Raw genomic sequence first — 19303 nt, forward strand, 5'->3', positions numbered from 1 at the left:
AATAAGGGCCATCATCGAAAAGGAACAGGTCATGGCTTATCAGTCAGGGCGGAATCTTCGTATTGCCTACAAGCTGGAGACGGCATTCGGCGTACTGCCGGGCGCCACCGGTGCCGATATTTTCCGCATCAACTCCGGCGGGTTCAATCTGGCCAAGGAGCCGATCAACTCGGGCGAGATCCGCGCCGACGGCATGACCACGCGTGGCCGCCATGGTTCCCGCTCGGTGACCGGCAGCTATGTCGGTGACCTGTCGGTCGGCACCTTCGACGATCTGATCGAGGCGGTGTTCCGCGGCACGTTCTCGGCGCCGCTGGTGCTGACTGCCGCCGATTTCACCTCGATCACCACCACGGCCAGTGGCATCGTCTTTGCGGCGGGTTCACCGATCGCGCTTGGGCTCAAGATTGGCGAGATCATCCGCCTCAGCGACCATGCGTCGGCCGGGAACAACGACCGCAATATTCGGATCACCGACCTCGACGCCACCACCATCACGGTGGCCGAAACGCTGACGGTCAATGCCGTCGCCGATACCGACGTCACCATCAGCCGGCCGAAGACCCTGATCCAGGGCGTGACGCCGCGCAGCTTCACCTTCGAGGAATACGAGGCCGATATCGACGGTACGGAAATCTTCACCGGGTGCCGCATCGGCTCGATGCAGCTGCAGTTGCAGCCCAACGGCATGGCGACGGTCAATTTCGGCGTGGTCGGCCAGGACATGGACGCCCTCGACGGGGCCAGCGCGCCGTATTTCACCGCGCCGAGCAAGACCACCACGATCGGCCTGACGGCGGTTGAGGCCAAGATCATGCTGGGCGGCGTCGACGTGCTGGACGTGTCCAGCATCGATCTGACGCTGCAGCTCAACGCCTCCGGGGTGCCGGTGGTGGGCTCGGTGCTGACCCCGGAAGTGTTCACCAACTCGGCGCAGATCTCCCTGTCGGTGACCGCGCTCAAGAAGGATATCGCCCGGGTGCAGCAGTACCTCGACGAGGACGAACTGAGCCTGCATCTGGTGTTCGAAGAAAACGAGCCCGGCGCCGCCGACTTCTGCGCCTTCTACCTGCCGAACATCACCCTGGCGAGCGCGACCAAGAGCGAGCTCGGGCAGGACAACGGCCGTACCGTCACCTTTACCTGCCTCGTCGGCGTCGATGAACGGGGCGGCGCGCATCCGGCCACCATGATCGGCTTCCAGACCTCCGCCGCGTAAGGGCCCGACAGCCCTCGAACGTCGCTCCGGCGACCAGCGGGCAGCATGTCGGTGCTGCCTGCGCCCTTCCGACAAAGGACAAAACACATGACCAACAAACAGGCCGTGCCATCCTTCAGCCTCGACGCATTCGAGGCTGCCGACACCGGCAAGATGGAGGTGCTCGACGCCGCCGGCAACCCGACCGGCTGGCTCTGGGAGTTCGCTGGCCCCGGCCATCCTCAGACCGAGGCACTGAACAACCGTTTCGCCCGCGAGCGACTGCAAAAGGCCGCCCAGGTCGAGCAGGCGCAGTTCAATGGCCGGAAGTGGAAGGCCGAGCAGGACGAACCTGCCCAGGTGCGCGCCAAGAACATCGCGGATCTGGTACAGCGCCTGGTCGGCTGGTCGCCGGTGATTATCGACGGCAAGGACTTCCCGTTCAGCGCCGAGAACGCCACCGAGTTCCTGTCGCATCCCAAACGGGTCGGTACCCTCACGCAGGCCATGGAGTTCCTGGCGAGCGAACGGGCTTTTACGCCGCGCTCCGCCTAGAGCTGCTGGACTACGCGGAGCGCGAATTCACCCTGTCGGCCGGCGACGAAGAGGGCCACTCCTACCGTGAACACCTGCAGGGCCAGCTAGACCGGGCACGGACGCCAGAGCGGCGCGCCGAGCTCGAAGCTGAACTCACCTTGCCACCGTTCCCCGATGCCCTGCGGTATCTATGGGCGGCGTTCACCCGCATCCGGCGCCGAAATGCTGGCAACGGTTTCGGTGCCACGCCTATCACCTGGGCCGATCTCGACGCGTATTCCCGGCTCTCGGGGATGCGCCTGTTGCCTTGGGAAATCGAGATCATCGAACGGCTGGATGATGCACTCCTCTCGTCATACCGGGAAGAGGCCGACGACCGGAAGTGATGGACGCCTATTCTATCAAGTCTTTGAAGCACTCGACTTCAAATTCGTTGCGGAATCGAGTTGCCGCGTCCTGCCGGTTTTCGTCCACGCTGAATTGGGGAGTGTCGTAGGCCGCAATGATGAGTTTGGTAGCCACATCCCTCAGTGTTTCGTTGTTGGCCGCAATCCCCATCGCCTTTGACATAGCAACACCTGATTGTCGAACTGTCATTACAGCCTCAGCCAGCTCGCCCATCGACCCACAGAAGAGAACTGGGTCGTTCTGATCTTCAGCGATTGCTTGTGATGCCAACAAGAGCATTCCCAAGAATGCAACGCCCAACGCCGCCGTTACTCTCTTCAACTCTGAGCCCTCCAATTTTTGGAGACGCTACCCCATGTCGCAAAAGGTAGGCAATCAATGACCGAGGTTGTGACCCGCCTTGTCATTCGCGCCGACGGCTCGATGGCCGTGCTCGACCAATTCGAAAAGAAGATGGTGGACGCCGGCAAGGCAACCGACCGATCAACCGGTTCGGTTGCCAGCTTTGAGGCGCGTATGGCTAAGGCCCGCGCCGCCATGGAGGCCGGAAACCGCATCGCGACGGAATCGGTAGCGCGTCGCTCGGCCGAACAGCGTGCTTTCGATAACCTGGCCGCCTCGGTGGACAAGTCCTATGGCCTACGCATCCGGTTAGAGCGCGAGGCCGAGCGCGCTTCTGCCGCCGCAGCCAACGCAGTCAACATGGGCTACATCAGCCAGGAGCAGGCGCTCAGCACCCTGATGGCGCTGGAGCAGCGACACGCGGCCCAGCTGGGGCAGGCCGCCGCGGCGAATGACAACCTGGCTGCTTCGTATCGGTCGAGCGCCGCCGCAGCGGATGCGGCTGCTGCTGCCTCGATACGTGCCAACGCAGCTCGGAGGCAATCTGCCGGCGGTGCCAATCAGGCGCACACCACCAACCTGCTGTTTCAGGCGCAGGACATTGCCATGATGACGGCTATGGGGCAGGCGCCGATGATGCTGGCCATGCAGCAGGGCATGCAGGTCGGCGGTATTTTCCACCAGATGGGTAGTGGTAAGGCCATCGCGCAGGGGCTGGGAAGCGCCATTGTCGGGCTGCTCAATCCGCTGAACTTGGCAACTATTGCTGTCATTGGTCTGGGGGCGGCAGGTGTGCAGTGGTTTATGAGCACCCTCAACAAGGCCGACGACGCCACGGACGCCCTCAAAGCCCACAATGCGAGCCTGGACGAACTGCTTGAGGGCTATCATGCCGTTCGGGATGCTGCCCAAACCGCGTTTGATGCGGCGATAAAGCTCCCTCAGGGCGTGGTCGCGTCCGATTTGCGGGCTACGCTGCGTGAGCAGGAAAAGGCCCTCGCAGATGTTCAGCGCCGCATTGAGGGCAACCGCAACGCGTTGGCGGAGACTGCCGAATTTCTGCGGCAGGTTCAGGACATTGGTAGGAATGGGGGTGGTGACCCATCAGGCCTAGATGCCGGAATTCGGCAAATCGAACTGATGCGCCAGCTAGCGATTGATACGAGTTCAACACGTGCAGAGCTCGATGCGGCGGCTACGGCGGCCCGCGAGCTTTACAACACGTCAGAGGACCCCGCGCTGAGGGAGATGGCGCTGCAGGCCGACGAGCTTGCAAAGCAGCTAATGGCAATTCAGGCGCAGGCTGACAGTGCCTCGGCCGCGCTCAACCGAATTCCTCGAAGCATCCAGATCAGCATCGCAATGTCTCGTGAATTCAGCAGTGCGCTGGGCGGCATGCAGGACCTCTATGTCGATCCGCGGTCGCGCTTCGATATTGCGCGTGAAGATCTGAAAAATCGGGCTGACCAGGCCATGGCGACCGCTCAGAGCTACGGGCAGATTACCGGCGCAGCGAAGGAATATGAGCGCGTCCTGTCCAGCATCAACGCGGCAGAAGCGGAAGCCAATGCTAAGGCCAATGCCAAAGGCGCGAAAGCTGCGCAGAAGCCATTCGACCAGTGGAACGGCAACGTCGATCAGTTCCAGCAGCGCATTGCCTCGCAACGGCTTGAACTCGAACTCTTGGGCCAGTCCACCTATGAGATTGAGCGCCAGAAGTCGGCGTTTGACCTGCTGAACCAGGCGAAACAGGCAGGCATCCCGATCACGTCACAGGTGACAGATCAGATCAACCTCATGTCAGCGCAGTACGCGGCCGCAACCATTGAGCTGCAGCGGCAGCAGGCGGCGCAGGCACAGCTGATCGAAACTTACAACTTCGGAAAGAGCACGTTCGGCGCGTTCATGTCGGATTTCCGCCGCGACCTGATGAGCGGCACGAGCCTGTGGGAGAGCTTCGGCAATGCTGCAGGGAAGGCACTCGACAGCATCGCCGACCGTGCGCTGAGCATGGCGGCCAATGGGCTGTTCGACATGATCTTCGGCTCGCTGATGGGCAGGGTTGGCGGCATGGGCAACAGCCTCGGCGGCGGGTGGGGTGTTGCTGGTGGCTTCGGCCGTCCAGGCATTTTCGGCATTCCGGGCTTTGCCGAGGGCACAAACTACGCTCCCGGCGGTATGGCGTGGGTGGGCGAGCGCGGACCCGAGCTGGTCAACCTGCCGCGCGGGTCACAGGTCATTCCGAATGGCCGGTCTATGGCGATGGCCGCGAACGGAAACGGTGGTGGCGACATCATCATCCACAACCAGATCAATGTTCCGCCAGGGACGTCGGCAGACGTGGCCCCTGCCATTGCCCGCGAGGTCACCAAGGAACTGCGCCGGCAGCTGCCCGATGCGATCAAGACGGTGCAGCGAAACGATTTGCGGAGGGTTGGATGACCAGCAACACAGCAGCCGCATGGGCGCGGCTAGATGCAGCCATCGAAGCCCTCCGCGCGGCAATGGGGACTAGTGGATCGTCGGCTTCGTGCCCGTCTGGTCGACCTTCAAAAGCTCCTCAATCCGAGAAATGTGCTGGTCTATGATTGGCTTTTCTATGTCGGGCGCATTTTCCCGCACTGAAAGGTAAGCCGCCTTCAGAGTGTGCAGCATGTCGCCCGTGGGCCATTTCATGCCGTAGCTGGCCGCAAACAGTGTTTCGACCATCTTCTTTTCGGACCGGACTTCCCGGGCCAGTCGAGCTACCGCGTCTGTTATTTCCGCTATTGTGTCTAGCAGCCGACGTAGACTTTCTTCTGCGCTCATTTGTGCCTCCCCATTGCCTGTTCATCCAAGCTCATGGGTTGATGGCTGTCACCCTGAACAAACGAGGATTCCATGGCACTTGCCAATCCGCTTCCGCGGCAAGACTTTGCTGATCTGCTCCGCGTGCAGGACGTGCAGTTCGTGCAGGGCTTCCAGCAACAGCGTTCGTCCACGGGCGGCGGCGAAACCCGCTATGCCGATCGCGCGCCCTCGCTATGGAAGGCCGAGTTGACCACGATCCCGTTGCTGAACGCGGAGGCGGAAGGCATCATGGCGCTACTCAATTCGCGGGCAGGGGGGCTCAAGACCGTCCTGCTCCACAATTATCGGTTGCCGTACCCCGCCAGTGATCCGGATGGGGTGCTGATCGGTTCTGCGGCACCCAAGCTCCACGTGATCACTGACCGCCTGCATGCCTCGTTCAGCGACTTCCCGACCGGGTACGAGATCCCGATTGGCACCTATTTCGGGATCGTGTTCGGGGGGCGGTATTACCTGGGGCAATTCGCTGAGCCGCGCACCGCCAATCCCATCACTGGTGCGGTTGCCAGCGTCGAGATCTGGCCGCCATTGCCGGCGTCGATCAGCACCGGTGCCGACGTGGTGATGGCAAAGCCGTGCGCAAAGTTCAGGATCACCCCGAACAGCGCCTTTCCGTCGAAGGTGGACGGGATGCACTCCACCATCAAATTCGCCGCCGAACAGACCTACGGCGCGTAGGAGCTATCCATGTACGATGTCGATACCGGCTCCGCTCTCGCGAGCGGGGCCATTGTCGTGCGCGATATTCTGACGGTCGACGGCAAAACCAAGGGCGGTGCGCCTGCGCAGTTCGTCTATTGGACCGGCGAAGACAATGTGGCCATCAATGTCGTTCCAGCGGGCGCGTCCGTTCCAGTCAGCCGCAACGCGATGGGTGGAGCGACCCTCCTGAACGTGCCCGCCATTGTGGACACGATCGGGGTGGAGGCGCGTGGCGTCACTTTTGGCCTGGATCACATCAGCAGCGCCGCCGGCTCTCCGATGGACATGGTGTTCGGGCACAACGTGCGTGTGGCCCGCGTGGAGCTGCATCGTGGCCTGTTCGACCCGGCAACCTGGAACCTCGTCTCGATCCCACAACTGCTGTTAGCCGGCCGCGTCGATGGCGCTGCGGTGGACGACGCGGCAGCGGACGGGGAGGGCGGCTTGTCGCTCGATGCCGTGAGTAGCGCCATTGATTTGACCAAGACCAGTCCTGCGATGCAGTCGGATGAACAGCAGCGGCTGCGCGACGGCGACAGGTTTCGCCGCCACGGCGATACGGCTGGCAAAATCGAGACGTGGTGGGGGCAGGCCAAGTCATGAACTTCATTATCCAGCTGATCGTTGGCGTCGTTCTCTCGATCGCCTCGACCCTGCTCAAGCAAGCGTTCAGCAAGCCCGAAGACAAGCGTACCGGCACGCGCGGATCTGCCCAGATCGGGGGCAAGGTTCCGCAGTATTTTCTGGTCGGCACCGTCGGCGAGGCGGGCAAGCTCGAATACCAGAACGCCTGGGGCGATGCCGCTGGCGTGCCAAATGCCTACCTCACCAGCGTGCTTTCGTTTGGCGACCTGCCGGTGACTGGCCTCGCTGGGCTGTTCGTCAACGGCGTGCGTGTCACCCTGACAGGATCCGGCGCGGTCGCGCAGGGTTTCCCTGTGCCGGAATATGCCGGGCACCTGTGGTGGAAGTTCTTCGACGGCACCCAAACGGCTGCCGACAGCTATCTGGTCAGCAAGTTCGGTGGCGATGCCGACCGCACCTGGGCAGAGGATATGGTGGGGCGCGGCGTGCCCTATCTCATCAGCACGGCGCTGTGGTCAGAAACCCTGTGGACCGGCTTCCCCAGCTTCGTGGGCGAGTTTCAGGGCGTCAAGCTCTATGATCCGCGCAAGGACAGCACTGCTGGCGGCAGCGGTGCGCAGCGCTGGGATAACCCCGCGACCTGGGCATTCTCCGACAACAATTTCGTCATCATCTACAACATCGAGCGCGGCATCTATTACAACGGCCAGCATATCTGGGGCGGCAAGAAGACCGCTGCGGAAATGCCCTATGCCGCATGGGCGGCCGCCATGGACGCCTGCGATGAAGCCGTGGCGCTGGAGGCGGGCGGCAGCGAAAAGCGCTTCCGCGCCGGCCGCCGCATCAACCTCAACGAGCGGCCCGCCGATGTCATCACCGAGCTGCTGATTGGCAGCAATGGCCGGATCAGCCATGCCAGCGACGGCACGGTCTGGCCGCTGGTGGGCGTGCCCGACACGATCGATGGCGCCTTCACCGACGCCGACGTGCTGGGCAGCGAGCCGTTGGGCTCGATCCCGTTCCCCAACCTCGACCAGATCATCAACGGGGCGACGGCGACCTACCGCGAACCGGCACAGGCCTGGGAAGACAAGGAAACCGCGCCCTACTACCGCAGCGATCTCGAGGCGGAAGACGACGGCCGCCGCCAAGTGCGCGGGCTCGACCTCGGTACAACGTTCTCGGGCACGCAGGCGCAGCGCGTCATCAAGGCGGTGATCGAAGAGGGGCGGCGGTTCATCACGCATGTGGTGGCGATGCCGCCGGAGTTCGCTCAGTTCCGCCCCCTGCAGGTGCTGGCATGGACCGGCGAGCGCTTCGACTATGCGGGCAAGCGCTTCCTGATCACGGCTCGCACGATCTCGCCCTGGGGCTGGGTCGTGTTCGGCCTGCAGGAAATCGACCCGGCCGACCATGCCTGGACGCCGGGCACCGATGAGCGGCCGCTGAGCTTCGCGCCCGTGGTGACCAATCGCCCGGCGCCGCAGGAAGTCTCTGGCCCTTCGGCTGCTCCTGTGCCCGGAACGCTGGCCTATGACGTGTTCTGGTCGGCCCCCTCGGTCGCGGTGGACGTGCAGTTCGTCCGGGTGTCGCACCAGCGTCCCGACGGCAGCCTGCCGTATACGGTGCTCGTGCCCAAGCCTGACCTGCTCACCGGAGCCGCGCGCATTCCGGTCTCGATCGAGCTTAGCGGGCAGGCGATCGAGGTGCAGCTGGAATATCTCCCGCAATCCGGCCGCCCAACCGTGGCCAGCACCTGGATGCCGGTGACCATTGCGGATGTGAAGCTGCCGAGCGGCATGATTGACCTGTCCAACGTCGCCAAGGACGTGATGGACAAGATGGGCTTCAAGCCGCGCGCGCTGATCGAGCAATTCAAGCAGCTCGGCACACTGCTCGAGGAAGTCGACCGCGAGAACTACACCAAGCGGGAAACGCTGTTCCGCGAGATCAGCGTCGAGCTGGAGGGGCTGGAAGCCAGTTTCACCGAAGTGATCGAGGTGGCGCTGGGGCCGGGCGGCGCGATCGCGACCGCGTTGGAAAGCCTCTATGCGGCGATGGGCGGCAATACCGCCGAGGTGAACATTCGTTGGGAAGCTATAGCAGCACCCGAGGGCTATCGTGCCCGCTACGTGCTGCAGGCGGCGGTTAATGATGGGACGTTTCGGGCCGCAACGCTGTTCCTCGACGTGCCGATGGACCCGCTACAGCCCACCCGCATCGGCCTGATGGCCGGGCAAACGGCCTTCCTGTCATCGGCGGGCGTGCCCATCGCCGTGATCAACGAAAACGGCGTGATGAGCGCCGGGAGCGGGGCGTGGGCGCTCGATATGAACAGCGGCGACATGACCATGAAGCGCGGCTCCATTCAGTCCGACGACGGCAAGTTCCTGATCAGTCCTAACCTCAAGCGGATTGCGATATCGTCATGAGTGTCCGCCTGTATGCCGACGAGTTCCGCTGCGCGATCTTTGAGGAAGCGCCGGGCGGGGGTGACCCGCTCGACCCAAACTCGCTTTCCAACCGCCTGGTTCTCAATCCCTTGGCCTGGCTCGACAACATCCTGTTCCATTCAGATCTGGGGTATTACGGCGTGGTGGCGAGCGGCACCACGGCCGTGAGCCATCCTGCGGTCGCCGGCAGGACGGTGACGGTTGGCTCTGACGCCTACCTGTCGCAGCTCTACTACGGCCAGTCCCAGGTGTTCGATCACCTGCTGTTGCAGCACAATCTGGGCTATGTCCCGCGTTTCTTTGTGGCCTATGACGGCAAGATGATCCCGCATGGCATGCCCGTGCAGACCAGTGGCGCTGCGGTGCGCCTGGTATGCGCCTATGCCACCACCACCCAGATACGGCTGCGCGAGTTCGCCTCGTCATCTGCTGCCGACTTGCCCGCCGCCGTGCGCTCCTATCAGGTGCTGGCGTTTCGGAATAATGCCGTCGACCCGGCACTCCACCTGCTTAAGATTGAGCCGGGAGATGTTGTCTTCGGGCAGGGCAAGTACCGAGCGAACAATCCGCACCTGCGCGCGACGGGGCAGGGCGACACCGTATTCGCTCAGGCCAAGACCCGCACCGCTGGCGCTCGCAATGGGGCGTTCCGGGCCTATCCGCCCAATGGTGCGCCAGTGGATCTCGGTCCGTTCACCGGCACGCTGCCGGCGCCCACCTTCATCAACGTGACGGCAGGTGTTTGATGGTCGACGCGTTCTATGCGGACAACAACCGCATTCAGGTCATCAACGCCGATGACATTTCTTTCGACAGCAGCCGGCCGAGTATCCAATTGCTGCCGGATAGTGCCAAGCTGTCGATCTCCCGCACGGTGACCTTTCCGACCCTGCTGAGTGGCCCCGCCTACCTGCAGCGGACCTATGGCTCCACGCCCTACTGCGAGAGCTGGTCGGCCCTGTTCCCGCAGGAGTGGGGACCGGACGAAGTCAATTTCAGTCCCACAGACAACCTCGGCGTTGTCCAGGTCGCGACCCGCAACCTGCCTGAAGAACTCATTGGCACCGTTCCCACGGGAACTGACTACATCGATGTCCGCGCCCGAATGACCCGAACGCAGGCCCCGCGCTCGTTCATGGAGCAGCACCCGCCATTGGTGATGTTCAAGGAAGGCGACTGGATCGGCCTGCCGGGCGGCTCCTGCCCGTGCGAGTATTTCGTCCCGCTGGCCCGCCACTTCGACATCGTGCTGCGTGGAACCTCGCTCTACCTTCGGCGCTTTCAGTCGGTACGGAACAACGGGGTCAGCATGACCTGGGGAAGTGGCCCCCAGAACACCTATGGCTGGTTCACCACCATCGCCGAGGCTTACGGGGTCTCTTATGCCGGAGCGTTCACCCGCTTCGGCACTCCGGCGGTGCTGATTGATCGGCAAAGCGACAATATCAACGTCAATCGGCGCGCGCCGTGGGCCTTCAACTCCACTGGCGCCTGCTCGATCGTGCCGCCCGACTACACCTCAATCTATGCCTGCGAGTTCGAAATCCACCCTGGCCGATACAAGGCCGGGGCCTAACCGCTCACACTAGGAAACCATCCATGAACCTCCCAACCTGGTACTCCAGCGGCCTCGTGTCGGTGGAGGGCGGCGGCACGACTGTGTCCGGCACTGGCTCGCTTTGGGGCTCGGGCGGGACCGACGACAACATCATGGTCGGCGACCTGTTTTGCGTGCCGTCTCAGCCGCTGGTTCCTGCCGTCCCGATCGCCGCCGTCACAGCCAATGGTGAGCTAGAACTACTGTGGCCGTGGCCCGGCACCAATGTTGCGACCGAGCCCTACATCATCCGCTATGTCGGCATTATCGAGCGCTCGACCCGGGCCAACCGCATGGCGCTGGAGCGCATGGGTGAGGTCAGTGCCTTCTTCGATGTGCAGGTTGACGACACTCCAGCCAGGCTAGCGCTGGAGACCGTGGGCCACCCGCTTCGCGCCGGCTATCGCGTCCTCGTTTCCAATATCGGGGATGGTACGGCGGCGATCTATTCCAAGGCGTCGGGTACCTATGACGATTGGACCGCCCCGGCGCCGTATTCCGGACCAAAGGGACAGAAGGGCTGGTCCCCACAGATCGTCTATGTGGCCGACGGCGCCCGACGCGTCGCTCGCCTTGGTGGATATGTCGGCGGCGAAGGCTCTGCGCCAACGGCCAATGTCGGCGACTACCTAAATGCCGATGGCACTTGGACCACCGACATTGCCGAGGCAGCGGAAATGCGCGGGCCGCCAGGGCAAAACGGTACGGGAACCGGCAATGTTAACGGCCCAGCGTCGGCGACGGCCGGCAGGCTTGTCATCATGGATGACAACACTGGCAAACTTATTCATGACACCACTGGTTTGTCCGCGGTGCGCCAGTCTTTGGCGCGCGCGGATTTGGGCGTGGGGTTGGTCGCAGGCCGGCGCAACAAGATCGACAATGGCCGGTTCAATATCTGGCAGCGTGGTGTGGCTGTTCTCGTTGGCGCTGGGTTGGGTGGCCATACTGCTGACCGCTGGTATGTGAACTTGCAGTCCGGAATTTCCTGCACCGCGAACAAGCTGAATTCCCCTGCCGGTGCGGCATACGGCCGGCATTACGCGGGGTTTTCATTCACTGGCACGGGCATTGCAGGCTCGAATGTCAGGCAGAATATCGAGGGCGTGGATACGCTAGCGGGGAAGCTGGTCACCGCATCGTTTGTTATTTCGGATACCGTGCCACAGAACTTTACCCTGGCCGTTCAGCAGAGTTTTGGTACTGGCGGCTCCCCTTCGGCAACCGTTTACACCCCGATCCAGACCTTTGCTGTGTCATCCACTTTCGGAGGCATGACGCAAATCGTCTTCACGGTGCCGAGCATCGCTGGGAAAATTTTCGGCACCAACGGCGATGACCGGCTAGAGCTGATTTTCATTAGCGGCGCAGCCAATGCGCATACGATGTATCTGGCCAACGTATCGCTGGTCGAGGGTGACGCATCCAATGAGGGTGACCCGTCGTCGCCTATTCATCCTAGCCTAGAGGAACTGATCTGCGAGCGGTTCTATGAGACCGCCACCGAGTACAGCGATGGCGGTGTCAGCGCTACAGGCGTGCGGGGTTTCACCGTCCATTTCAGGACGGCCAAGCGTAGCATTCCAACGCTAGCTCACAACGGAGCTGCCACCACTTTCCTAGACTCCCCCACCAAGGTCAGCTTCAGGTTTTATACGACGGTCAACGCACCCAATGGCTACACATGGACAGCGAGCTCGGATCTAATATGACAACGGAAACCTACGGGCCCACTCTGCCGCCAGCTGCCTATACGCGAAAAAGAGTGATCGAGGGCGTGCGCCGTACCGAGTTCGGGTCAATCATCGCCGCCATTGATGGCCTTGAGTTTACTGTCCCGGAAGACATGGGGAACGCTGACCGGTTCGCAGTCTGGGACCAATGGGAAATGGCCCCAGCCGAACCGGGCACGCCTGACGAGGACCGAGTGCGCGTCAGAACCATCCCGCCTTACGAGCCGCCGCCACCAAATCCTTTTCCCAATCTTGAGCCCGATCAGTTCTGGTTCGTGGTGCGGGCGGCAGGCCATGAAGCGGAGCTGCGCGCCTGGGTGGCTGCGATGAACGATCCGGGCACAGTGGAAGGGCCGAACCCGACCTATGATCCCCTGATGTGGGCGGCAGCCTCGGCCAAACTGGACTTCGCCAAGTTCTTCGAGCGCGATCACCCGCTGGTCGACGCGGCCCGCGTGGCCCTCGGCATGAGCGAGACAGAACTGGACGACCTCTGGCGCTACGCGGCGGCCTAGCCCGGCCAGTTGTGGCCCTTATCGTGCTTCTCAAACGGCACGTATTGGGTGTGCCCGGTGATCTTCTGGCCCCAGACGTCGATAGTCACCTGATCCCCATCCGGTGATACGCGCGTAACCTTGGCCCTGATGATCAGGGTGTCATCGTCGCGCGCTTCGATTTTCTTTCCCGGCATTTGTCCCTCCTGCGTGGACAAAAAAAGCCCCACACGAATGCGGGGCGAAGTGACCGATGTCGAAGGTGCGGTGCCTGGGAAAGGTTACCACGCACACCGAACGTCGCTGCATGCTTTGAGTTCCCGAGCATCGAGAAACTGCGCAGCGCCACGGCCCGCACCTGTCACTTGGTTCGCCCCATCGACGGTAGCGAAGAAAAAGCCCCGCACGAATGCGGGGCAGAGTGACTGACGTCGAAGGTCATAGCGCCCCAGCAGGCGCTACGGCAAACGAACGCGTTTTGCGGTTTTTTGTTCCTGAGAGGTCCGATAGCCGCTCAGGCTATCTGCCAACCGGCCTTGCCTTTCGAGCATCCCGATCAGCACGGCTTTCACCGTCTGCTCGACCGGAGCGCGCCCATGCGGCAGGCGCAGGTTCTTGCCGTTGATGTTGGCGTGGATGACGCCGTTTTCGATGAAGTAGGTTGCCTTGTGCTCTTCGCCCTCATGCGTGACGGCAACTTCAAGGACCACATTCTCGGTAAACATGCATAACTCCATGCGATCGATCGCTTCCTACGGGACGCCGACGAATACACGCCGGAATGCAGCAAGATGGGCGTTCCCGCAGGGACAGCTGGTTCAATAGAGCGATTTTAGCGCGACGCCTGGCGAGAGTCGACCGGCTAGCTGCACCTGCCTCGGCGGATTTTCCATTGCCCCCTCCCGCTTCGCCGGGGGTCACGACCACCCATAACAAGAGGTTCAACATGAACGCTGCGTTCTTCAACGCCGTGCGCTCGTCGCTGTTCGGCGGCAAGCTGGCTCAGGCTCAGGTGACAGGCATCAACGCCATCCTCGACGCCTGGGCCCGCTATGGCGACGGCAATCTCCAGCGGCTGGCCTATGTTCTGGCCACGCCCATCGTCGAGACAGGCGGGCGTTACGAGGCCATCTACGAGCAGGGTTCGAAGTCGTATTTCGACAAATACGAGCCCGGCACCAAGATCGGCAAGCGGCTGGGCAACACGCTCCGCGGTGACGGCTACCGATACCGAGGCCGGGGGCTGGTGCAGATCACCGGCCGGGCGAACTATGCGCGCGTAGGGCGCGAGTTCGGCATCGACTTGCTGGGCAATCCAGACTTGGCCCTCGGCCTCGAGCTGGCCGCGCGCATCCTTGTCGTGGGCACGCTCAAGGGCTGGTTCACTGGCAAGGGGCTGTCGGACTACATCGACGATGTGGATGACACCGACAATGCCGAGTTGGCCGAGTTCAGGTCTGCCCGGCGCACGGTCAACGGCACCGACAAAGCCGAAGTGATCGCCGAGCACGCCCTGGCTTTCGAAAAGGCCCTGAAGGCCGGTGGCTATCGCGCAGCAGCTCCTACCCGTCCAGCGCCGCAGGCTCCGCCGCCCGTCAAGGGCAAGTCCGGCCCGCCGTGGCCGATCATCATCACAATCGCTCTCGGGGTCGCTGCGGCGGCCCTTTTCTTTGTCCGGTTCTAGGAGGACCACATCATGCTGACTTCGATCTTTGTTGCCGTCGCGCAGAACGTGCTGCTCGGCTGGCTCTGGCGCCGGCTGCAGGAGCTGGTGGCATGGACCGCCGGCCTTGCGCCGCTGTTTCTCTCGCTGCCACCGGAGCACCAGGCGCTTATCGTGGCCGTTCTGCAGGGCCAGGGCGGTGGCTATTCCATTTCGGCCTATGCCGGTCTCGCGATGTATCTGTGGTCACAGTGGCAGTCCTTCCGCGCCACCGTTCGGCCGCAGGTGGTCACCACCGAGGGCAGGAAGCTGCCGCTGACCCCGGTAGGCTCCAAGGAGGCCGAGGCCATCGCCAAGCTGGCGCCCAAACCGCGCAGCGTTGCCGAGCGCTTGGCCGAGATGTTCCGCCGCTAACTCCGGGCGGCTCCGGCCGCCTCCTTCTCAACGGAAGTCCTTCCCATGACCGATCCCATTCAGACCCTCTTCGGCATCAAGGTCTCGACCCTGCTTGCCTCCTTTATCATGGCAGTGCTGGCGGTGCTGCTCGACATCAAGCGCCACAGCTTACTCACTGGCGTGCTGGCGGTGATCAGCGGTATGGCCGTGGCGGTGCTGGCCACCGATGCCATCGTGTCGAACCTCAGTTTGCCCGGAGACTGGTCCCATGCCATTGCCGGCGTCCTTGGCATTTCTGGCCGCAACCTTGTGATCTGGGTCAGTTTGGTCAGCAAGGATCCGCTGGCCCTGTGGGACCGGCTGCGGGGGAAGGGGGCTAATACGAGGTCGTGAGCGCCGCCATCATAGGCGTGCGACAAAAAGCCCCGGTGACGAGCCGGGGCAAGAGTTAAACATGGGCCGAAGGGCCGACGGCCCACTGACTTTGGATAGTCGATAAACGCTGATCGGGAATTCTGGTTCCCAGCAAAAAGCTCGCCGGTTAGGGCGAACCAGTGCAGGTGCTCCAGGCATTCATCGGGAAGGGACGCGTTCCGCTAGCGCGGTCCAAGTAGGCCGATCAGCGTGGCTTTTTCGGCGAGCGCACCACCTTATTTCCGTCGTTCAGGTAAGTATTGGGCCCTATGTCCGGCCCCTTGCGTGGCTTGACCCCACCAGGGCTCGGAATCTTGTCATAGTCTTCCTCAGTGGCAGGATGCGGATCGAAGACGTCATTCTCGGACGAAGTGCCTTCGCCTGTCGGCAAACCATCTCGCGACATCGTATCCTCCATGAACAAGACAGTGCGTCGAGCTCAATGCGCGGCAAAGCTCATGGTTGCTGTTGATGATGCCGATCACAATTCGCAACCATCAACACGTGAACCCGTTCCTCAACCGCTTTTACAAACGGAGAAGAAACATGAAGAACGCCCTCGTGATTACGGCCGCTGCAGCTTTTCTGACCTCGGTCATGGTTCCTGCCTTTGCTCAGGATGCAGGTGCGGGTGCCGGCGCTGGTGTCACTGTTGAGACCCCCGCTGTGGGTGCCAAGGTTGGCGCCGACGTAAAGGCTAATGCCAATGCCGGCGGCGTGGCCGACCAGACTTATGGCTCGGTGGTATCGTCTGTCGCAGGCTCTGCAGACGTGGATCTGTCCACCGTGGCCGAGGCGCTGACAGCTAACGCGGAAGCAGTGACTAAGCTGCATACCAATATCGCTGCCAATGCAGCCATCAAGGCGAAGCTGGAGGCCGATGGCCATAGCGCGGACGATGTGGTCGCCGTGAAGAGCAATGCCGACGGGTCGGTTATCGTGTATATAGACGACCGCGCCTAACGCAATTATGGGCTCAGATCTAACGATCTGGGCCCTCTCTGTGAAGAGCTGCAGCATTGGTTTCGGATGGTTCGTGCGCCTGGCGTTTTCGTCGCCAAGATTTAAGCGCGTAGCCTCCGGAATTCAGGCGCTCGATCCCGAACATATTGCCCGCTCTCCAGAGCATTGTGCTTAGAACCACCTCGGGATTTGTTCCTCTGAGCGTAATTCCGTCGTTGCAGAGGCGCTGAAACAGCTCCCGGCGAGACATGGGTCTGCCGCCAGCCTTCAGGTAATCCCTGACTTCCTGCGCTATCACTTCTTTTTTGGGATTTCCCGTCGCGCGCCTGACAGGCTCATACGGTACTGCGCCGCCTTCTGGCTCATCGCCCATGATCTGCGCCACTGAAAGCAGTAGCTCATCGATATGGGCCAGCATGTTCTTGGCCTCTGCCAGACTGGCCTCTAACGACGCCACTCGGGACATAATGGCTGCATGCTGCTCTTCGAGACTGAGCCTTTGCTTAATTGCTCGCAGCTCAAAATCACCAGACACAGTATAACCTCGCGCGGTTGAAGGCGGGGAGCGGGAGCGCAATTGATGGAGGTCGCTGGCCCTCCCTAGGCCCAGGTGCATGGACGAGCTCCAAGCCTGGGGTCCATTGGGTCTAGCAAACCGGGCAATGAGTATTCCCCAATTGCGTTATAACCACTGCTCCTTTGGGGAACGCCAGCATAGACCGCCTTAACCGGCTGTCGCTGCTGGGGACCCAACGTTCTGGAACCTTGTTGATCGTGGCGAGTTTTCGTGACGCAGGCTCGGGCATAGTGTCCAACCGGCAGGTTGCGAGTTGGGGACTATCTTGTTCAAACCATTCGTCATCAACCGACCGGTGTTCTTTGGTTCGCTAGCAATTATCGCCGTTTTTCTAGCAATCGGAATCGTTTTTCCGTCGCAGGCTGAAGAGATTTTTGGCGGGCTGCAGTCCGGCATTCTGACCAACTTTGGCTGGCTGTACCTGCTTGCCGTCGGCATCGTCTTGATCGCCATGCTGCTGATCTGTTTCAGTCGCTTCGGCAATCTCAAGTTGGGGCCCGACGACTCATCGCCCGACTTTAGTTTCTTGTCGTGGATTGCGATGCTATTCGCAGCCGGCATGGGGATCGGCTTGATGTTCTATGGTGTCGGCGAACCCATGACGCACTACATGTTGCCACCTACTGCCGAGCCCCGCTCAGTGGCTGCAGTACGCGAGGCGATGTCTGTCACGTTCCTCCACTGGGGCATTCATGCCTGGGCGATCTATGCGGTCGTCGGTCTTTCGCTTGCCTATTTCGGCTATCGCTACAACCTGCCGCTCACCACCCGCTCCGGGCTCTATCCCTTGCTGAAAGGCCGCATCAATGGTCCCATCGGACATGCGGTTGATGTCTTCGCAATTGTCGGCACGATCTTTGGTCTGGCGACCTCCATGGGCGTGGGTGTCAGCCAGATTAACGCGGGTCTGAACTTCCTGATTGGCGTACCGGTAACGCCATTTGTTCAACTGCTAATAATCGGGGTTGTCACAGGGCTTGCGACGATCTCGGTTGTGAGCGGACTCAACACGGGCGTGCGAATACTCTCGGAAATCAACCTGCTGGTCGCAATCTGCCTGATGCTGTTCGTGTTGATGGCTGGTCCAACCGCGGCATTGTTTCGCGATCTCGTCCAGAACCTCGGTCTCTACCTGGACAGCCTCGTGCTGCGGACGTTCAACATCTATGCGTATGAACCAACGCCGTGGATCGATGCTTGGACCCTGTTCTACTGGGCCTGGTGGATATCGTGGTCACCCTTTGTGGGAATGTTCATAGCCCGTATCTCGCGGGGCCGTACCGTTCGGGAGTTCATCATTGCGGTGTTGTTTATTCCGGCTGGTTTTACCTTTATCTGGATGACCGTATTCGGAAACACCGCCATTGCTCTTGATGCGGGTGTTGCCGGAGGCGCGCTGGGAACAGCTATCGCGAATGATCTATCCGTTGGGCTCTTCGTATTCTTCACCTATCTGCCGTTTCCGACTGTCACCTCGACGCTCGCCGTCATTTTGGTCGGGATTTTTTTCGTTACCTCGGCAGACTCTGGATCGCTGGTGATTGACGCCATTGCGGCGGGCGGCGACACCGAAACTACAACGCTTCAGCGGGTATTTTGGTGCGCTTTCACCGGTGTGGTTGCGGCAGTCCTGCTACTCTCGGGTGGAGTGGGGGCGTTGCAGTCGGTTACCATCGCCAGTGCGCTACCCTTCATAATCGTCATCTTGGCCCTCCTGTGGTCTCTTTTGACCGGGATGCGGGCAGACGTCGCTCAACAACAAACGGCTACGACGTCCGCGCCAGCGCAACCCGCGGCCGGTGTAACCTGGCAGCGACGGCTTGCCCTCATGCTACGGGCGCCACGCCCGTCTGAGGTCCAAATCTTCATCGATACCCAGGTGCAGTCTGCGTTGAAGCAGGTGGCTGATGAACTCAATAGCCGCGGGCGGCCGACGAGCATTGAGCAGTCAGAGGATGGTGCAGTGTCCCTGCGGTCCCCCGCTGAAGGTGTGCGGGATTTCGTTTATGGCGTGTCCCTGGCCAGCCATCCGTTAGCGGTGCTTTCGCCCATGGGAGCCGGTAAGCCGGAAATGCGATACGAGGCTCGAACGTATTTTTCGAGCGGTAGCCGGGGCTATGATGTGATGGGAATGGGACGCGACCAGATCATCGCCGATGTACTCGTGCAATTCGAGCGCTATCTGGCCCTTGTGAAGTCGCCGGAAGTCCAGCTTGTGCACGGGGCCCCCGAGCATCCAACTGGCGCCTAGCGCGTCTCGACCGGTCAACGGCAGAGGTTCCTTCCGGCCGCTTCGGCGTGCCCACGTCGCGGTGCATCTGGTAGGGCTCGAACCTTTCCGCTTTTATCCGCGTTGTTCTCGCAAGTGAAATGAAGATTGGGAGATGCGCT

Annotated in this window: 21 protein-coding genes; 16 read left to right on the plus strand and 5 right to left on the minus strand. The window is 61.6% G+C overall.

Annotation, left to right across the window (positions count from 1 at the left end; genetic code table 11):
* Nucleotides 1-31 precede the first annotated feature (31 nt).
* The 3 genes from ACZ5WT_RS10985 to ACZ5WT_RS10995 all read left to right on the plus strand — a co-directional run bounded on the left by ACZ5WT_RS10985 (nucleotide 32) and on the right by ACZ5WT_RS10995 (nucleotide 2121).
* Nucleotides 32-1219: a phage tail tube protein gene (locus ACZ5WT_RS10985; protein WP_464283832.1), complete on the plus strand. Its 1188-nt coding sequence runs from the start codon at nucleotides 32-34 to the stop codon at nucleotides 1217-1219.
* Between the two features lie 87 nt (nucleotides 1220-1306).
* Nucleotides 1307-1753, plus strand: coding sequence for a hypothetical protein (locus tag ACZ5WT_RS10990; protein ID WP_464283833.1), 447 nt, complete (start codon nucleotides 1307-1309; stop codon nucleotides 1751-1753).
* Nucleotides 1754-1827: 74 nt separating this feature from the next.
* A complete protein-coding gene (locus ACZ5WT_RS10995) occupies nucleotides 1828-2121 on the plus strand; it encodes a phage tail assembly chaperone (RefSeq protein WP_464287194.1) in 294 nt (97 codons plus the stop codon).
* 7 nt (nucleotides 2122-2128) lie between these two features.
* Here the strand turns inward: ACZ5WT_RS10995 and ACZ5WT_RS11000 are convergent, their stop codons facing one another.
* Nucleotides 2129-2464, minus strand: coding sequence for a hypothetical protein (locus ACZ5WT_RS11000; protein WP_464283834.1), 336 nt, complete (start codon nucleotides 2462-2464; stop codon nucleotides 2129-2131).
* 102 nt (nucleotides 2465-2566) lie between these two features.
* Here ACZ5WT_RS11000 and ACZ5WT_RS11005 point away from each other — a divergent pair, with 102 nt between their 5' ends.
* A complete protein-coding gene (locus ACZ5WT_RS11005) occupies nucleotides 2567-4927 on the plus strand; it encodes a phage tail length tape measure family protein (RefSeq protein ID WP_464283835.1) in 2361 nt (786 codons plus the stop codon).
* A gap of 69 nt (nucleotides 4928-4996) precedes the next feature.
* Here the strand turns inward: ACZ5WT_RS11005 and ACZ5WT_RS11010 are convergent, their stop codons facing one another.
* Entirely contained in the window at nucleotides 4997-5293 is a 297-nt protein-coding gene (locus tag ACZ5WT_RS11010; RefSeq protein ID WP_464283836.1) for a hypothetical protein, read from the minus strand.
* Nucleotides 5294-5365: 72 nt separating this feature from the next.
* On the opposite strand from ACZ5WT_RS11010, the gene ACZ5WT_RS11015 reads away from it, so the two are divergent.
* From ACZ5WT_RS11015 to ACZ5WT_RS11045, 7 genes are read left to right on the plus strand one after another with little or no spacing between them, the layout of a single operon-like run.
* A complete protein-coding gene (locus ACZ5WT_RS11015; protein WP_464283837.1) occupies nucleotides 5366-6013 on the plus strand; it encodes a hypothetical protein in 648 nt (215 codons plus the stop codon).
* Between the two features lie 9 nt (nucleotides 6014-6022).
* Nucleotides 6023-6640, plus strand: coding sequence for a hypothetical protein (locus ACZ5WT_RS11020; RefSeq protein ID WP_464283838.1), 618 nt, complete (start codon nucleotides 6023-6025; stop codon nucleotides 6638-6640).
* On the plus strand, nucleotides 6637-9054 hold the full coding sequence (locus ACZ5WT_RS11025; RefSeq protein ID WP_464283839.1) for a phage tail protein: 2418 nt from the start codon (nucleotides 6637-6639) through the stop codon (nucleotides 9052-9054). The genes ACZ5WT_RS11020 and ACZ5WT_RS11025 overlap by 4 nt, the downstream gene beginning before the upstream one ends.
* Complete coding sequence (locus ACZ5WT_RS11030) at nucleotides 9051-9821, plus strand: hypothetical protein (RefSeq protein ID WP_464283840.1); 771 nt, start codon at nucleotides 9051-9053, stop codon at nucleotides 9819-9821. The genes ACZ5WT_RS11025 and ACZ5WT_RS11030 overlap by 4 nt, the downstream gene beginning before the upstream one ends.
* Complete coding sequence (locus tag ACZ5WT_RS11035) at nucleotides 9821-10651, plus strand: hypothetical protein (RefSeq protein WP_464283841.1); 831 nt, start codon at nucleotides 9821-9823, stop codon at nucleotides 10649-10651. Before ACZ5WT_RS11030 ends, ACZ5WT_RS11035 begins: the two co-directional genes overlap by 1 nt.
* A gap of 23 nt (nucleotides 10652-10674) precedes the next feature.
* Nucleotides 10675-12384 carry a hypothetical protein gene (locus ACZ5WT_RS11040; RefSeq protein ID WP_464283842.1) on the plus strand — a complete coding sequence of 570 codons (1710 nt, stop codon included), beginning with the start codon at nucleotides 10675-10677 and terminating at the stop codon, nucleotides 12382-12384.
* On the plus strand, nucleotides 12381-12920 hold the full coding sequence (locus ACZ5WT_RS11045; protein ID WP_464283843.1) for a hypothetical protein: 540 nt from the start codon (nucleotides 12381-12383) through the stop codon (nucleotides 12918-12920). Before ACZ5WT_RS11040 ends, ACZ5WT_RS11045 begins: the two co-directional genes overlap by 4 nt.
* Here the strand turns inward: ACZ5WT_RS11045 and ACZ5WT_RS11050 are convergent.
* On the minus strand, nucleotides 12917-13096 hold the full coding sequence (locus ACZ5WT_RS11050; RefSeq protein ID WP_464283844.1) for a hypothetical protein: 180 nt from the start codon (nucleotides 13094-13096) through the stop codon (nucleotides 12917-12919). The genes ACZ5WT_RS11045 and ACZ5WT_RS11050 overlap by 4 nt on opposite strands.
* A 261-nt stretch (nucleotides 13097-13357) precedes the next feature.
* The gene (locus ACZ5WT_RS11055; RefSeq protein ID WP_464283845.1) at nucleotides 13358-13624 is read right to left on the minus strand and encodes a hypothetical protein; all 267 of its coding nucleotides are present in this window, start codon (nucleotides 13622-13624) and stop codon (nucleotides 13358-13360) included.
* Nucleotides 13625-13845: 221 nt separating this feature from the next.
* Between ACZ5WT_RS11055 and ACZ5WT_RS11060 the strand changes: the two genes are divergently transcribed.
* The 4 genes from ACZ5WT_RS11060 to ACZ5WT_RS11075 all read left to right on the plus strand — a co-directional run bounded on the left by ACZ5WT_RS11060 (nucleotide 13846) and on the right by ACZ5WT_RS11075 (nucleotide 16335).
* Nucleotides 13846-14583 (plus strand): glycoside hydrolase family 19 protein, encoded by a 738-nt coding sequence (locus tag ACZ5WT_RS11060; RefSeq protein WP_464283846.1) that lies wholly within the window; start codon nucleotides 13846-13848, stop codon nucleotides 14581-14583.
* A 12-nt stretch (nucleotides 14584-14595) separates the two neighbouring features.
* Entirely contained in the window at nucleotides 14596-14976 is a 381-nt protein-coding gene (locus ACZ5WT_RS11065) for a hypothetical protein (protein WP_464283847.1), read from the plus strand.
* A 45-nt stretch (nucleotides 14977-15021) separates the two neighbouring features.
* A complete protein-coding gene (locus tag ACZ5WT_RS11070; RefSeq protein WP_464283848.1) occupies nucleotides 15022-15351 on the plus strand; it encodes a hypothetical protein in 330 nt (109 codons plus the stop codon).
* Between the two features lie 567 nt (nucleotides 15352-15918).
* Nucleotides 15919-16335, plus strand: coding sequence for a hypothetical protein (locus ACZ5WT_RS11075; RefSeq protein ID WP_464283849.1), 417 nt, complete (start codon nucleotides 15919-15921; stop codon nucleotides 16333-16335).
* 19 nt (nucleotides 16336-16354) lie between these two features.
* On the opposite strand, the gene ACZ5WT_RS11080 is transcribed toward ACZ5WT_RS11075, so the two are convergent.
* Entirely contained in the window at nucleotides 16355-16870 is a 516-nt protein-coding gene (locus tag ACZ5WT_RS11080) for a hypothetical protein (protein WP_464283850.1), read from the minus strand.
* A gap of 307 nt (nucleotides 16871-17177) precedes the next feature.
* On the opposite strand from ACZ5WT_RS11080, the gene ACZ5WT_RS11085 reads away from it, so the two are divergent.
* Nucleotides 17178-19163 carry a BCCT family transporter gene (locus ACZ5WT_RS11085; protein WP_464283851.1) on the plus strand — a complete coding sequence of 662 codons (1986 nt, stop codon included), beginning with the start codon at nucleotides 17178-17180 and terminating at the stop codon, nucleotides 19161-19163.
* Nucleotides 19164-19303: the final 140 nt, after the last annotated feature.

This window comes from Devosia sp. T2-14 (assembly GCF_055397495.1).